Here is a 15,990-nt window from a genome sequence, read left to right as displayed (position 1 = left end):
GGGCCGGTATGGAGAATACTAGGCGGGTTGGATCAGCTTGTCCGTAAGTGATTGGTTTCGGCGTGTAACGGAATGTACAAACTGGGGATTTCAGGGAAATCAGTGGGTTATGCGGTGGGGTTGCAGCGCTGGCGGCTCGATACCTTTTGGAAAGGTGAAATTTTGGTTTTTCATGTACCGGTGCCGTGGCACTGGCGGCTTATCTAAATTCAACTGCATTATTTAGATAACAATCAGCAGTGAGGTTGCGAGTTAGAAAGTTTCTGGCCGCTTTCAGAAGGCTTGCCGAACGCAGCGTTTCGAGACCTGTGGCTCGAAACCCAGTGAGGGAACCGCGCAGCGGCAAGTTTTCGCGGCAATAGCTGTGGCATCTGAAACATAGCCAGCGAGCGGAGCGCGTGTTGGGAAAAAGCGTGGGAGATCAAAGAGGGAGGCGCTTTCCTCCCTCTTTGGCGGTTTCGGCGCAGCGAGTTAAGTAATCACTGCAATTGAGAAACCGAAATTTTCTCGATCAAGCCTCTGGTGCAACCAGTTACTCAACCGTTAAAGGTATCTATTCTCCAGGTGTGCCCTGAAGAACCCCGGGTTCAGCGTCTCCCCGGTGGCATTCTTAATCAGCTGGTCGGTGGTAAACCGGCTCCCGTGTTGCCAGATATTTTGCTGTAACCACTGGAAGAGCGCTGTCAGGTCGCCGCGGGCGATATCATCCTGCAAAGTCGGGATCGCTTTGTTGGCGAACTGGAACAGCTGTGCGGCATACATTGCACCCAGCGTATACGTCGGGAAGTAGCCGAATCCGCCGTCGGTCCAGTGAATATCCTGCATACAACCGTCGCGGTAATTACCGACGGTATCAATGCCCAAGTATTCCTTCATCTTGCTGTTCCACAAGGCCGGAATATCATCGACTTCGATTTCGCCTTCCATCAGCGCCTTTTCGATTTCATAACGCAGGATGACGTGCGCCGGGTAGCTGAGTTCATCGGCGTCAACGCGGATAAAGCCCGGCTGGACGCGCTGGTTAAGCTTCATGAAATTGCTTTCATCCAGCCCGGGACGCTGACCGAACTGCTCGATAACCAGCGGGTACACCGATTTCAGGAACGGTTCGCTGCAACCCAGTTGCATTTCAAACAGCAGGCTTTGGGATTCGTGAACGCCCATCGACCGTGCGTTGGAAACCGGCTGGCCCAGCCACTCTTTTGGCAGGTTTTGTTCGTAACGCGCATGACCGGTTTCATGAATCACACCCATCATCGCGCTGAGGAACTCATCTTCGTTGTAACGCGTGGTGATACGTACGTCTTGAGGAACGCCGCCGCAGAACGGGTGCGCACTCACATCCAGGCGACCTGCATCGAAGTTAAAGCCCAGGCGATCCATGACTTTCAGGCCGAGCTGACGTTGCTTTTCGATATCAAACGGGCCTTGCGGCGCAATGCGGGATTCGGTTTTTTGCTTTTCTACCACGGTTTGCAGCAGATCCGGCAGCCAGGTTTTCAGATCACCAAACAGAACGTCAAGCTTTTGCGACGTCATGCCCGGCTCGTACAAATCGAGCAGGGCGTCGTAACGGCTGATGCCGGCGGCTTCGGCGCGCAGTCTGGCTTCTTCGCGGCTCAGTTTCACGACTTCTTTCAGGTTATCGGAGAAACCTTCCCAGTCGTTGGATTTACGCTGAATACGCCATGCCTGCTCGCAACGTGCACCGGCCAGTGATTTTGCCTCTACCAGGCTTTCCGGCAACAGCGCTGCCTGCTGATAATGACGACGCATTTCACGCAGGTTCGCCTGTTCCACATCATTAAGCTGCTCGCCGCTGGCCTGTTCCAGCCATTCGCCGACCTGTTTGGCCGTGAGGATCTGATGTGTCAGAACACTGAGTTCTGCCAGTGCCTCAGAGCGTGCCTGCCCGCCTTGCGGGGGCATCATAGCTGCCGCATCCCAGCCGGCGATCGCCGATAAATGGCTGAAACGGGACAGGCGGGCGAAGGTGTCGTGCAATTTTTTATAGGCGATGGTCATTGTGGCTCCCTTCCTGATTTTCGATATTAGGCTGCTCTGCAGCCAGATTAAATGTCGGTTTTACTGGCCAGCTGAAGCGCATGCTTGCACCTCCCAGTGGGCTGCTGTCAACAGTGATGCGCCCCTGATAGGCAACGGCAATGGAATGCACAATCGCCAGCCCCAGCCCGCAGCCACCCGTTGCGCGGTCGCGGCTTGGGTCAAGGCGGACAAAGGGTTCAAAGATCCGGGCGCGTTCTTCCGGTGGAATGCCCGGTCCGTCATCTTCAACTTGCAGGCAGGCCTGTTCGCCATCAAGCCAGAGGCTGACGCGCAATGTTTCCTGCGAATAGCGCAGGCCGTTATTCACCAGATTGTCCAGCACCCGTTCCATCAGACGTAAGTCAACGCCGCCAAAATCGTGATTGTGCGGAACGTCGTAAAGAATAGTGCGCTCGGTGATCATGCGGAAATCATCAACTTTGTCTTTCAGCCATTCAGCCAGATTGACGTTTTCCAGATTGAGCGTGACTTGCGGGCGATCGAGCCTTGCATAGGTCAGCAGTTCGTCAATCAGTGCCTCGAGCTGACCGATATCCCGGTTGATGGCGTTTTGTTCCGATTCTGGCAGATTCTCGCTGATGGCCAGACGGTAACGAAGGCGAACCAGCGGTGTCCGTAATTCATGCGCGATACCATCAATCAGCAATTTTTTGCTGGCAACCAGCGTGCTGATGTTATCCGCCATCTGGTTAAAGGCTATACCCAGGCGGTTCAGGCTGGAGGCGGAATCGAAATCGATACGCTCATCGAGATGTCCGTTACCCAGGCGCAGTGCAGAATTCTCCAGCCTCAGCAGATCCTGCCAGTGGGGACGCATCCACAGGAACACCGGCAATGCAAGAGACAGCCCAATCACCATCAGCAGAACGAGATCGAGCAGCCGCATCTCATGCATATAAAACAGATAAGGAATGGGGCCGACGACCAGCACATAGTGGCTGCGTGGTACGCGTTGTATAAATGTATATTCATCATCAAGTGCAACAATCTCGCCGTCTTTCAGACGCTGATCGAGCACCGGGCTAAGTTTACGTTTACCCAGTGGCTCGATGTGCAGTTTGAACGACAGGTTAAGATCCAGCGTATTGATGGTCTTATTCCAGTCTTTGATCGGGATTTCCCGAAGTTCACTTCGCATCAGGTAAAGCGAACTCTTCATCAGGTCATTCATTGACTGCCGGCCTGTTTTCTCAGCCGTCACTTTGTAGACCAGGCCGACCAGCATTGCCATGACCATAAAGCAGACCAGGAGTAACAGAAAAAACTGGATGAAGAGCTTTTTCATTCCAGTAATGTCTCCCAGGCATTGGGGGCAAATAAATAGCCTTTGTTGCGTACGGTTTTGATGCGAAAGGGTTCCAGCGTGTTGTCGTAAAGCTTGCGCCGCAGGCGGGAGATGGCCACATCAATGCTGCGATCCAGACCGTCGTAGCTGACGCCGCGTAAATTTTTCAGCAAGGCCTCTCTGTCCATAATGCGCCCGGCGTGCGTTGCCAGTTCCCATAACAGGTCAAAGTCGGATGTGGAAAGAACGATCGTCTCGTCCACCAGCGTCACTTCGCGGTTTACCGGATCAATACACAGTTGGCCAAAGTGCAGGGCGTTGCCGCTTTTCAGTGCCTGAACCGGCTGTTCTTTTTGTGTTGCCTGCGCGGGGCTTTGGCGCAGGTGAAGGCGCAACCTGGCCAGCAAAACGGCGGGTGGCGTCGTTTTTAAAATGTAATCACTGGCCCCCATTTCCAGTGACAGAATGTGGTTCATGTCACTGTCGAGCGACGTCAGCAGCACGATCGGGCCCGGGAAAATAGGGCGCAAATCGCGGCACAGCGTCATGCCGTCTTTGCCCGGAAGCATGATATCCAGCAGGACAAGATCGGGTTTTTCCTTCTCAATGCGCGCCTGCGCCGTATCACCGCGCGGCTCAACCAGCACGTCGATATCATGTTTACCCAGATAGGCGGCGATCAGGTTGCCGACTTCTGCATCATCTTCTACAAAAACGATTTTATTCATTGGCTTGCTGTTATAAAAAATCCGGTGGTTAGCATAGCGTGACGCGCCTGATGACGCCATCGTGCCAGGGTAATAGAACATGTCAGTTTTGCGGCATAAATTCCATATCCGCTAAATACTTTGGTCAAATTCTGAAATAGCAGGTTTTGCGTCCCGAGTGGCAACGGCCCAAACTAAAGCACCTGAACTGACTGGCAAAGTATTCATGAATTATGCCATTATATAGACGAATAACTTTAACGTTATAGATTCATTTGCATTATTGATTCGCCAAAAAACAGCACCGAGCACGCCTTCGTACGTTCAACACAGACGTCCAAATGAACAGGCCCTGACCAGGAAGAGGAATAGGGGATGAATGAAAACCGCCTGGTACCCGATGCGCGCAGTCAAAAAGCGTCCTTTGACTATATGGAATATTTGTCCGCATCCTGCAAAAAGAAATGGAGTTTTGTTGACGCTATTTATGGCGTGATGCCATTTTTCGGCATGGTTCTGAAATCCCGTTCTAAGAAAGAAAAATCTAAGCAGGAAGCCTTGCGCGCGCTGGCATTACAGGTGGTTTCCACACAGGTCAGTGATGAAACGAACATCGTGCGTCTGATTGAACTGGCCGAGCAGCAAAATATGTACAGTATTGATATCAACCTGCCGTATTCACTGACAGAAGAACAACTCACGGCAATAAAAGTTGAGTGCAAACATCTGGTACAGCTGAGCCAGAACAACGATCACCTGTTAGTGCAGATTATGCAGATGCCTTCTCAGCACTGACCGTTTGGCGCGAAAAGTCTTCAAACGTCTGTAAGATAAAAGGCCGCTTTCGCGGCCTTTGTCCTGTCTGGCGTCCGGTTATTTCTTCAGCTCTGCGCGTAAATCTTTCACATCGCTTGCCGAAACCGGTGCGGCGGCATTTCCCCAACTGTTACGGATGTAGGTCAGCACATTCGCCACGTCCGCATCGCTCATGTTGGCATCAAATGACGGCATAGACGGCGCGGTCGGTTTGCTGTCGGTCGCTACCGGACGGCTGCCCGCCAGCACAACGCGGATCAGTGATGTCGCATTCGGCTGGTTGATCAGCGCGGAATCGGCGAGGCGCGGGAACAACCCTTCCTGACCCATACCGGATGGCGTGTGGCAGGCAGAACAGCGGTCGGCGTAGATATGTTTACCGGCCACCATCGCGCTGTCCCCGGCTTTCACCGGGGCAGGCGCGGTGCTGCCGCTGTCATGGCCGCTGTCTTTCAGGTAAACCGCCACGGCTTTGAGATCCGCATCCGTCCAGTGTTGCGACGAATTCGTCACTTCTTCCGCCATCGGGCCTGAGGCGATATCGAACCGGTTAGAACCGGTTTTCAGATATTGCATCAGATCTTCCTGCGTCCAGTTGCCAATACCGGTGTGCCGGTTACTGGTAATATCCGGCGCAACCCAGTTTTCCACCACAGCGCCTTGCAGAAACTCGCTGTCTTTATCACCGCCAATCATGTTTTTCGGCGTATGGCAGGTGCCGCAGTGTCCCAGACCTTCAACAATGTATGCGCCGCGATTCCATTCCGCTGACTTATCCATCTGCGGTTTAAATTCGCCTTTGTTGAAGTTCAGCCAGTTCCAGCCCATCAGGCTGGCGCGTACGTTGAACGGGAACGGCAGCTGGTTGGTTTCCACTTCGTGATGTACCGGTTGCAGCGTTTGCAGGTACGCCCAGATCGCCGCGTTATCTTCGCGGGTCACTTTGGTGTACGCCGTGAACGGCATAGCGCCGTACAGACGTTTGCCGCCGTGGCCCACGCCTTCGGACATTGCGCGCTGGAAGTCATCGAATGACCATTTACCGATACCCGTTTCCGGATCCGGCGTGATATTGGCGCCGACTAAACGGCCAAACGGCGTTTCGATGGGCACGCCACCGGCGAACGGTTTGGCGTCCGGCGTGGAGGCAGTGTGACAGGCTGCGCAGTCGCCGACGGTGGCCAGATAGCGGCCCCGTTCAACCTGCTCGAATGAGCCGTCACCGGCGGCGTGCGCCAAACCGGAAACGCTGAGTGCCAGCAAGCCGAGTGAGAATGACGTTAACTTTTTCATGCGATCATCTCTCCCGGTTTTTTCAGGTAATAGTTACGGATCGCATGAGCGGCTTTAAACGCCAGTGCGCCGACGGTGCCGGTCGGGTTGTATCCCGGGTTTTGCGGGAAGGCCGATGCGCCGACCACAAACAGGTTCGGCACGTCCCAGACTTGCAGGTGTTTGTTCACGGAGCTGGTGGACGGATCCGCGCCCATCACAAATCCGCCGACGACGTGAGATGACTGATACGGTGTACCGTTCCAGTGGCCTTTCATCGGGTTGGCAACCAGCTGGCGCGGGTTCATCGCTTTCGCTATTTCCGCCACTTTACCGGTGCAATACGCCGCCATTTTCAGATCGTTTTCCGGGAAATCGAACGTGACGCGCAACAGCGGGCGACCGAGACGATCTTTGTAGTTCGGATCGAGCGACAGATAGTTAGTTTTGGTGGTGTAGCTGCTGGCCTCACAGCCGATGGACATCGAGCTGAGATAGTTGGCCACGGTGGCTTTTTTCCACTCGGAACCCCATTTCGGCGTTCCCGGCGGAACAGGGCGGTAGCCGATCGGCGCACCACCGATTGGCGTTACGCGGATACTGCCGCCGCCAAAGAACCCGAGGCCGCTGTGGTCGAAGTTATCGTTGTTAAAATCATCAATGCCCATCCCGACCGCACCTGCGCCGATGAACGGGTTGAAGTTCTTGTCATCGAAGAACAGTTGCACGCCGTTGGCCGTCTGATACGCGTAATTACGGCCCGTCGTACCTTCTAACGTGACCGGATCATAAGGCTTACCGATGCCGGAAAGCAGCATCAGACGCACGTTTTCAAAGGTGAAGGCGCTGACGATCACCAGGTCGGCAGGTTGTTCCCATTCGTCGCCGGAAGAGTCGATGTACACCACGCCGGTTGCGCGTTTGCCGGTGGAATCTTTCAGTACCTGCATCACTTCACAGTTGGTGCGGGCTTCGAAATTCTCTTTGCGGATCAATGCCGGTAAGACGGTGGTGATAGCGCTGGCTTTGGAGTAATTGGCGCAGCCGTAGTTGGTGCAGAAACCACAAAACGTACACGGCCCCATTTTGACGCCGAGCGGATTGGTGTAAGGCTCGGAGATCAGCGAAGAGGGCACCGGGAACGCTTTGTATCCCATATTGCGTGCGGCCTCGGCAAACAGCGTCGGGCCGTAAGGCTGGTCCATCGGGCGGGTCGGGTATTCAATTGAGCGCATGCCTTCATACGGGTTGCCGCCGTCATGATGCTCGCCGTTTACGTTGCTGGCCTTGCCGGAGACACCGGCGATGCGCTCAAAGGAGGCGTAATGCGGCTCCATCTCTTCCCAGTCGGTTCCCCAGTCCTGCAGGACCAGTTCTTCAGGGATGGCTTTTGCGCCGTAACGTTCGGTCAGATGGCTTTTCAGGCGGAATTCGTCCGGCTGGAACCGGAAGGTAATGCCTGCCCAGTGGTTGCCTGCGCCGCCGGTGCCGTTGCCCGGGTGGAATGAGCCCCATTCACGCATGGGCAACGCGGTTTGCGCCGGATTATTACGGATGGTAATGGTGTTCTGGCGTGTGCGTAACATCAGTTCCTGGCGGGAGTTGTAACGCAGTTCGTCGGCGACGGTGGCCACGTTGAAATCGCGCGCCGTATCACGCCACGGGCCGCGTTCGATAGCCACCACGTTCAGGCCTTCGTCGCACAGTTCATTGGCGATGATCGAGCCGGCCCAGCCGAGCCCGATGACCACCACGTCGGTTTTAGGTAATTTCTTTGCCATATTGTTTTTCTGCCCTTAGCTCTTCATTTTCCACGCGTCGCCGCCTGAAATGCTCAGCGGTTCCAGATCGAGTTTCTGGTTATGTTTGCCGACATATTCACGGTAGTCGTAGCGTGCGCCGGGGAAGCCCAGCATTTTCCACGACACCATATTGCGGTTACCGCCATAAATCGGGTCAGCGAAGAAACCTTCCATTGTGTTCTTGAGCGCAATGGCGAAGAACAGTTTGGAATCGATCCCATCCAGAGCAATTTTTCCGCTTTCCAGGCCTGACAGGATTTGGTCCTGCTGGTCGCCGGGCAGATCTTTGAACAATTTCTGGTGCTGCGATTGCGCATATTTATCCAGCGCGGCCAGGCCGAGACGATAGCGTTGCTGAGGAACTAAAGGAGACTGGTCGCCCTGTTCTGGCGTGCCCTCCTGAAAGGGGCCTTCCATGTAAAGGCGGGCATAGGTGCCGTAGAAACCGGCCAACTGGCGATCGATGAACACCGCGCATCCGGCGTCTTTACCGCCGACGCTCAGATTGTCGGCGGGCACCAGACGGTCAACAATGGCTTCCATGGCGGCGGCTTCGGCGTCGGTGAAGAACGCCCAGCCGTCGGTATCAATTTGCGGTGGCGGGCTGGCGTCAAAGGGGCTCCACACGGGCGTGCCTTTGAGCGTCACTGCGTTAGCGGCTTTGGCTGCACCCAAAACTGCGGAGGCTGCCGTAAACGAGAGAATTTGCCGGCGGGTCACGCCGGGCAAGGTTTTTTTGCTCATCTATGTTCCCTGTTTTTTATATCGCTTTATTCGGCGCACATCCTGCCAGCCTCGGTGGAAGAGGATGGCGGAAGAGGGACGCATGCATAAACGTTCTCCGGCGGACACTGACGGGAAACGTTATTTCTGACATCAGACGCGCTCTGCAAAATGCAGTCGGGTGGCGTCGGAATAATCGTTAACCTGCTAAGGATAAATGAAAACCAACTGTAAAGATAAATAGATCGTTTGTTAAAAATGTTATGAAATGTGTGTGATTGGTTTTTAATGTTGTAATTTTAGACGTGAATTAGAGGGGTGTTTACATTTTATCCGCGTTTATTGCGGGGATATCACTGCCAGGCAGGGCATAAACCACGCGGCTGAAAGTTGCATGACGGCATGAAGGTTGAAATATGTCGTGTGTGAGGTAAGATCTAACCTTACTCAAAAAATGTGTAAGGCATGACAAACGTCACAGATTTTTTTTCTATTCTATTAAAGCGTTTTGCAGGCAAAACCTGCCTCTCTTTGTTTATCGCAGGGGGAGCCGCCTTTTATGCTGCAAGCGCCAGTGCGCTGACGGCAGAACCCACCGAAAATGCCCCACTCAGTGCCGGTCTCATCGGTTTCCTGCCTGCCAGTGACTCGCAGTCGGCGTTTAATACCGGCAACGCTGTGCAGCCCGATACGTTGCCGAGCCTCGGCAGTCAGTATATAAAAAATGACACCGGCCCCAGCGCCACGGAAAAACAGCTGGCCACAACGCTGAAAGAACTCGGCACCACCACCTCCGACAGCGACGATCCGCTGCGCGTACAGGCAGAGACGCTGGCGCTGAGCCAGGCGGCCCGGCTGGTGCAAAGAGAAACCCGCAGTCTGCTTTCACCGCTCGGCACCGTCAGCACCACGCTGGATGTCACCGGACATAATCTGGACGGCAGCTCCGGCCAGCTTTTCAGCCCGCTGTACGATACGAAAAACAATCTGGTTTACAGCCAGATCGGGTTGCAGAGCGCATCAGATGCGACGGTGGGGAATTTCGGATTTGGCCAGCGCTTTAATTCCGGGCCGTGGATGCTCGGCTATAACGCCTTCATTGATAACGATTTTGACCACCAGCTGACTCGCGGCAGCTTGGGGGCGGAAGCCTGGACGGATTACCTGCGGTTTTCCACCAACTATTATCATCCGCTGACTTCGTATCGCGCGGACAGCAGCACGTCTGCGCAACTGCGGCGTCAGGCGCGCGGTTACGACATCACCACCAAAGGCTATTTGCCGTTTTACCGCCAGTTGGGGGCGTCGCTCAGCTACGAGCAGTATTTTGGCAATCAGGTGGATTTGTTCGGCAATGGTACGCGGCAGAGTAATCCGTCGGCGGTGTCGTTCGGACTTAACTATACGCCGGTGCCCCTGGTCACGGTGATGGCAGAGCATCAGGCCGGGCAGGATGGTGATAATCAGGATTTAGTGAAACTGACGCTAAATTACCGGCTGGGCGTGCCTCTGGATCAACAACTGTCATCACAGAATGTCGCGGCAGCCCGCTCACTGCGCGGCAGCCGGTTTGATATTGTCGATCGCAATAACATGCCGGTGATGGAGTTTAAACAGCGGAAAACGTTGTCGGTGTATTTAGCCACACCGCCGTGGTCATTGCAGCCGGGTGAAACGGTACCGCTGAAATTACAATTGCGCGCGCTCAATTCCGTGGTAGCGCTGAGCTGGCAGGGGGATACTCAGGCGCTGAGCCTGACGCCGCCGTCAGATAACCGTAATCCTGATGGCTGGAGCGTCATTGTGCCGCCGTGGGATGAAACGGCAGGCGCGACCAACAGCTATCGTCTGTCGGTGACGGTGGAAGACAGCAAATCGCAAAAGGTCACCTCGAACTGGATCACGCTGACCGTTTCCCCGCCGCTGACGGCGCAGCCGCAATACAGCGAAGACGCCGGGCTGAATTTCTGACCGTTAAATCACATTACTCTGCAGCACCCAAACTGCCGCTTCGACGCGTGATTTTAGCTTCATTTTTTTCAGCAAGTGCTTCACGTGAACTTTCACCGTGCTTTCGGTGATGTTCAGGCGGCGGGCAATCATCTTATTAGGCAGGCCTTCCGCGATAAGCTTGATGATGTCGCGTTCGCGCGGTGTCAGGGACTGAATATCACGGTCACCGCTCGGGCGGCTTTCACGCAAACTCGCCGCCAGCACCGGCGTCAGCGCTTCACTGAGCACCATTTTGCCCGCTGCTGCGTTATGCAGCGCCGTGAGCAAATCTTCCGGTTCCATATCTTTAAGCAGGTAACCGTCAGCGCCACGTTTTAACGCAGTTACCACATCATCTTCATGATTTGACACACTAAACACAACGACGCGGCCTGAAAGGGAGATTTCGCGCATCTTATCCAGCGTATCCAGGCCGTTCATGCCGGGCATATTCAGATCCAGCAGGATCAGATCCGGGTCGAGCTGTTTCGCCAGTTCGACACCTTGTTCGCCGTTGCTGGCTTCGCCAATGACTTGCAGGCTGGCATCGATCGCAATCAGCTGTTTTACGCCGTTGCGCAGCATAGGATGATCGTCAATCAGCAAAATTGTGGAAGGGGTAATGTCGTTCATACTTGCTCCTGAGGATTGACTGGCAAGGCTTCCGGGCGAAAATGCACTGTGACTTCAGTGCCGCCTTCCGGGCGCGGGGCGACCCGGCATTTGCCATGTAATGTGCTGGCACGATCTTGCATGATGATCAGGCCGTAATGGTTTTGACGCCCTGCGTCAGGGGAAATGCCTTCACCGTTGTCGCAAATACGCAGGGTGATTTCGCCTTCATCGGCGTGCAACGAAAGGGAAACTTGTGTCGCTTTCGCGTGCTTATACGCATTGTTCAGCGCTTCGCGGGCAATGTGTAACAGGTGAATGCCCTGATTCGCCGGAACTGAACGCGGCGGAATTTGATAATCAAAATCTATCGCAAGCCCCATGCGGCGCGAAAATTCGTCTACCGTATGTTGCAGCGCAGCCCGCAGGCCGGGCGTATTAATCGTCAGGCGGAACGTGGTCAGCAGTTCGCGCAACTGGCGGTAAGCGGTGCTCAGTTCTTCGCGCATCTGCTGCAATAGCGCGTTGTCTTCCTCGCACAGCCTTTCCTGATGCATCTGCAAACAGGCCACCTGAATTTTCAGGCAGGAAAGCGACTGCGCCAGCGAATCGTGAAGCTCACGGGCAATGGCCGAACGTTCCTCCATCAGCATCAGTTGCTGTTGATCTTCTGCCTGCCGCGCCAGCATCAGCGTGCTGGTCAGTTGCTCAAGCAGCGTATTCACCAGTTGTTGCTGATCGTCATTAAGATGCTGCCCCGGCGGCAGTTGCGCCAGCAGAACGCCATAGTTTTCGCGCTCATCGCGCAGGCTCCAGCTCAGGGACTCACCGTTTTCCCCCGCATGTTCTCCCACTTTCGGGCTGACCGGCTGGCGCGGCGAGGCCTGGCTGAATTCATTAAACACCTCAGCGCCGTTATTTTCGTATTGCCGCACCTGCACACCACTGAGCGGCGTCAGCGATTGCAGTTCTTTCAGCACCGGCTGCATCCGTGTTTCAAGCGGTGCGCTGGTGTGCAGCTGGCGACTGACGCGGTAAAGATAATCCAGCACCCGGTTTTTTTGCTGCAGATCGGCGGTTTTTTCCGCCACACGTTGTGCCAGGTTATCGACCATTTCGGCCAGCGCCGCCGACATGCTGTTGAGTGAATCACCAAGGATATCCATTTCGTTATGCGCGTTGCCGGTCGCCACGCGCTTGCGTTCATAACGGCGGCTGAAATCACCGGCGGTAATCGCGCTGGCCTGAGAAAGCAGGCTCCGCCATGGCGTCAGCAGATGGCGGCGGAGGAACCAGATGGTCAGCGCCAGCAGGATCAGCGTGAAAGCCACCAGACCACGCTGGATCATCGCGATTTGCTGCAAATGATATTCGGTTTTGTGCTCCAGCTCCGCCACCAGCACGTCGAGCTGGCCGACAAATACGGCCATATTGGCGGAGACGTCCTGCGGATGTTTCGCCGCCAGAACCTGATCGCGCAACGTCGTTTGCCAGTAATGGCGCAGGGCAAAAAATTGCGGCTGGAGGTTTTCACGCTCGACGGCCTGCAATAAATCGGCACTGTTCTGGTCAATCTCCATCTGCCGGATATACACGGCATTTTTGCCGTTCAGCGGCACTTCCGACAACAAACGGTAACTTTGCATACGCAGCGAACCGGCTTTATTAATGGCATGGGCGTTACCTTCAATACTTCCCGCCATCCAGGCCGCCATGCTCATTCCGCCAATGCCCAGCAGGCCGAGCAGCAGCATCAGCAACGTGATCTGGCTGATAAGCGACAGAGAAGGCAAAGCGCGTTTAAACATAACTGGAGTTCCTGGATTAATGTCGGAAGCGATAAATACCGTGTAAAGCTGAGACGCCCTTAATAACTGAGTGGGCATTTTTTATGATCAGGGGGAGTTTCCCTATACCTCTTTGTGATTACTCCTTTATTTCCGTCCGGGTGATGCCCGTAATAATCTGCAGCGGGTTAACTGACCAACTCAATGAATTCTAGCACTTTATCCTAAATACGTCGGGTACTCACAAAGGATTCAGGGGCTTTTTCCCGGCTTTTTACACCCGCCGTTGCGTTGATTTGCATCAACATGCGGGGGCGGTGCTCTACCTAGTGTGTGCGGCATAACTCAGTTATTACAACAATAACGCGCTGCTACTCGAGGTACTTATGTCACACACATCTGCTCCATCAACGGAAAAGCCGTCACGCCTGTTGCAGGACTGGCGGCCTGAAGATCCGGCATTCTGGGAAAAAACCGGGCATAAAGTGGCAAGCCGGAATCTCTGGATTTCAGTGCCTTGCCTGTTACTGGGTTTCTGCGTCTGGATGCTGTTCAGCCTGGTTTCTGTAAACCTCAACAAAGTCGGCTTTAATTTCACCACCGACCAGCTGTTTATGCTGACTGCCATTCCTTCCGTTTCCGGCGCACTGCTGCGCGTGCCTTACTCGTTCATGATCCCGCTGTTTGGCGGTCGCCGCTGGACGGCGATCAGCACGATCTTCCTCGTGCTGCCGTGCGTCTGGCTGGGTTTTGCGGTGCAGGATACAACAACGCCGTACAACATTTTTCTGATTATCGCGCTGCTGTGCGGTTTCGGTGGCGCAAACTTCGCGTCGAGCATGTCGAACATCAGCTTTTTCTTCCCGAAAGCAAAGCAGGGCGGCGCGCTGGGTATTAATGGCGGGCTGGGTAATCTGGGCGTCAGCGTGATGCAACTGGTGGCTCCGCTGGTGATTTCCCTCGGCGTGTTTGCGGCGTTCAGTGATAAACAAACGCTGGCGAACGGTGCTGACATCTGGCTGCAAAATGCGGCCTGGGTCTGGGTACCGTTCCTGATCCTCGGCACGATCGCGGCCTGGTTCGGCATGAATGATCTGGCATCGTCCAGAGCGTCAATCCGCCAGCAATTGCCGGTACTCAAGCGCGGCCATCTGTGGATCATGAGCGTGTTGTATCTGGCGACATTTGGTTCGTTCATCGGCTTCTCTGCCGGTTTTGCGATGCTGACGAAAACGCAGTTTCCGGATGTGAATATCCTGCAATACGCCTTCTTCGGCCCGTTCTTCGGTGCGCTGGCCCGCTCCGCAGGCGGAATGCTGTCTGACCGTCTGGGCGGGATCCGCGTGACGCTGGTGAACTACATTCTGATGGCTATTTTCGCCGGCTTGCTGTTCCTGACCCTGCCGGTGAACGGTGCGGGCGGTAACTTCCCGGCCTTCTTCGCGGTCTTTATGGTGCTGTTCCTGACGGCCGGATTGGGAAGTGGTTCCACTTACCAGATGATTGCGGTGATTTTCCGTAAACTGACCACTGACCAGGCTAAAGCGTGCGGTGCAACCGACGACGAAGCGCTGCGCGAAGCAGTCACGGACACCGCTGCCGCACTGGGCTTCATCTCTTCCATTGGTGCCATCGGCGGTTTCTTCATCCCTAAAGCCTTCGGTACGTCACTGGCGCTGACCGGTTCACCGGCGGGCGCAATGAAAATCTTCCTGGTATTCTACGTCGTCTGCGCCTTGATCACCTGGCTGGTGTACTGGCGTAAGCTCAATAAAGGCTTTGCGACTAAGCAAGCCAGAAAATAATTGGCAGAGAAGGGGCTTCGGCCCCTTTTTGTTGATCACACCCTGTGGCGCAGCGACTCAATCAGTAAGGCAAAGGCAGGGGTATGTTGCTCGCGGTTGGGGTAATACAGATAGTAACCGGGAAAAAACGGGCACCAGTCATCCAGCACCTGGATAAGCTCGCCTGATTTCAACTGCGCCTGCACCGTATCCTCAGGAAGGCACGCCAGCCCGAATCCGGAAACCGCGGCGTCAATGCGCTCCACCAGGTGATTGAACGTGACCTGGCCGTCTACTTTCACTTTCATCTTTTTACCGTCTTTCTCAAACTCCCAGTGATACATCCCCCCGGTCGTCGGAAGCCGCATGTTAATACAGCGATGGCTTTGTAAATCACCGGGGACATCCGGGGCAGGGTATTTGCTGAGATAATCCGGTGAACCGACGACAATCATGCGTAAGTCAGGGCCAATTCTAACCGCAATCATATCTCTGGCAATGGATTCACCGAGGCGGATACCGGCATCAAACTGGTCATCGACAATGTTGGTGAAAGCATTGTCCACCACCAGTTCGACATTAATCTCAGGGTAGAGGGCGAGAAACGTTTTGAGTTTGGGCCAGACGACGGCTCTGGCTGCGTGCTCACCAGCGGACAGGCGAATATTACCCGCCGCGATGCCGTTGAGTCGCGTAATGGCTTCAAGCTCACGTTCGATATCGGCCAGACGCGGTTCCAGGCTGGCAATCAGTTTTTCACCCACTTCAGTGGGGGCGACGTTCCGGGTCGTGCGCGTCAGCAGGCGCATATTCATGCGTGATTCCAGCCCTTTAATCGCGTGGCTGAGAGCTGACTGAGAAACACCAAGTTTGGCAGCGGCTTTAGTGAAACTTCTTTCGCGTGCGACGACAAGAAATAAGACCACATCATTAAAGTTTTTCTTGAGCACAACTCACCTCTTTCCCTTCGCCGGTTATTCTGACATTTTTGTCAGAAATATAATGGTGCATTTTTATCAGATGGATGATATAGGGCTTTAATACTTTCCCTACATGCCATTTTTATTAATGAGCGCAATTCATAACGTTAATCAATCTGCCTGTCTAACTCTGTTTCTTCGTTGCTGATATTATTTAGTGAGT

12 protein-coding genes are annotated in these 15,990 nt (G+C 54.5%); 3 read left to right on the top strand and 9 right to left on the bottom strand.

Going from position 1 to position 15,990, the window contains the following annotated elements; translation table 11 throughout:
* Positions 1-543: 543 nt before the first annotated feature.
* The 3 genes from CWS43_RS20270 to rstA are packed head-to-tail and all read right to left on the bottom strand — an operon-like array spanning position 544 to position 4,080.
* The gene (locus CWS43_RS20270) at positions 544-2,025 is read right to left on the bottom strand and encodes a carboxypeptidase M32 (RefSeq protein ID WP_101078893.1); all 1,482 of its coding nucleotides are present in this window, start codon (positions 2,023-2,025) and stop codon (positions 544-546) included.
* Positions 2,009-3,352, bottom strand: a complete 1,344-nt coding sequence (gene rstB, locus CWS43_RS20265; RefSeq protein WP_101078892.1) for a two-component system sensor histidine kinase RstB — start codon at positions 3,350-3,352, stop codon at positions 2,009-2,011. Before rstB ends, CWS43_RS20270 begins: the two co-directional genes overlap by 17 nt.
* Entirely contained in the window at positions 3,349-4,080 is a 732-nt protein-coding gene (gene rstA / locus CWS43_RS20260; protein ID WP_101078968.1) for a two-component system response regulator RstA, read from the bottom strand. Before rstA ends, rstB begins: the two co-directional genes overlap by 4 nt.
* Before the next feature lie 354 nt (positions 4,081-4,434).
* Here rstA and CWS43_RS20255 point away from each other — a divergent pair, with 354 nt between their 5' ends.
* Positions 4,435-4,854: a hypothetical protein gene (locus CWS43_RS20255; protein WP_101078891.1), complete on the top strand. Its 420-nt coding sequence runs from the start codon at positions 4,435-4,437 to the stop codon at positions 4,852-4,854.
* Positions 4,855-4,932: 78 nt separating this feature from the next.
* Here the strand turns inward: CWS43_RS20255 and CWS43_RS20250 are convergent, their stop codons facing one another.
* The 3 genes from CWS43_RS20250 to CWS43_RS20240 are packed head-to-tail and all read right to left on the bottom strand — an operon-like array spanning position 4,933 to position 8,693.
* Positions 4,933-6,168 (bottom strand): cytochrome c, encoded by a 1,236-nt coding sequence (locus tag CWS43_RS20250; RefSeq protein ID WP_101078890.1) that lies wholly within the window; start codon positions 6,166-6,168, stop codon positions 4,933-4,935.
* Positions 6,165-7,928, bottom strand: coding sequence for a GMC family oxidoreductase (locus tag CWS43_RS20245; RefSeq protein ID WP_101078889.1), 1,764 nt, complete (start codon positions 7,926-7,928; stop codon positions 6,165-6,167). Before CWS43_RS20245 ends, CWS43_RS20250 begins: the two co-directional genes overlap by 4 nt.
* 15 nt (positions 7,929-7,943) lie before the next feature.
* Entirely contained in the window at positions 7,944-8,693 is a 750-nt protein-coding gene (locus CWS43_RS20240; protein ID WP_101078888.1) for a gluconate 2-dehydrogenase subunit 3 family protein, read from the bottom strand.
* 444 nt (positions 8,694-9,137) lie between these two features.
* Here CWS43_RS20240 and CWS43_RS20235 point away from each other — a divergent pair, with 444 nt between their 5' ends.
* Positions 9,138-10,643 (top strand): YchO/YchP family invasin, encoded by a 1,506-nt coding sequence (locus CWS43_RS20235; RefSeq protein WP_101078887.1) that lies wholly within the window; start codon positions 9,138-9,140, stop codon positions 10,641-10,643.
* A gap of 3 nt (positions 10,644-10,646) precedes the next feature.
* Here CWS43_RS20235 and narL read toward each other — a convergent pair whose 3' ends face one another.
* Positions 10,647-11,297, bottom strand: coding sequence for a two-component system response regulator NarL (narL, locus tag CWS43_RS20230; RefSeq protein WP_101078886.1), 651 nt, complete (start codon positions 11,295-11,297; stop codon positions 10,647-10,649).
* Positions 11,294-13,084, bottom strand: a complete 1,791-nt coding sequence (narX, locus tag CWS43_RS20225) for a nitrate/nitrite two-component system sensor histidine kinase NarX (RefSeq protein ID WP_101078885.1) — start codon at positions 13,082-13,084, stop codon at positions 11,294-11,296. The genes narL and narX overlap by 4 nt, the downstream gene beginning before the upstream one ends.
* Before the next feature lie 365 nt (positions 13,085-13,449).
* On the opposite strand from narX, the gene CWS43_RS20220 reads away from it, so the two are divergent.
* Entirely contained in the window at positions 13,450-14,868 is a 1,419-nt protein-coding gene (locus tag CWS43_RS20220) for a NarK family nitrate/nitrite MFS transporter (protein WP_101078884.1), read from the top strand.
* Between the two features lie 35 nt (positions 14,869-14,903).
* Here the strand turns inward: CWS43_RS20220 and CWS43_RS20215 are convergent, their stop codons facing one another.
* A complete protein-coding gene (locus CWS43_RS20215) occupies positions 14,904-15,797 on the bottom strand; it encodes a LysR family transcriptional regulator (protein WP_101078883.1) in 894 nt (297 codons plus the stop codon).
* Between the last annotated feature and the right edge of the window lie 193 nt (positions 15,798-15,990).

This window comes from Rahnella sp. AA (assembly GCF_002834385.1).
Lineage (GTDB): Bacteria > Pseudomonadota > Gammaproteobacteria > Enterobacterales > Enterobacteriaceae > Rahnella.
This window is presented reverse-complemented; position numbering and strand designations above follow the sequence as displayed.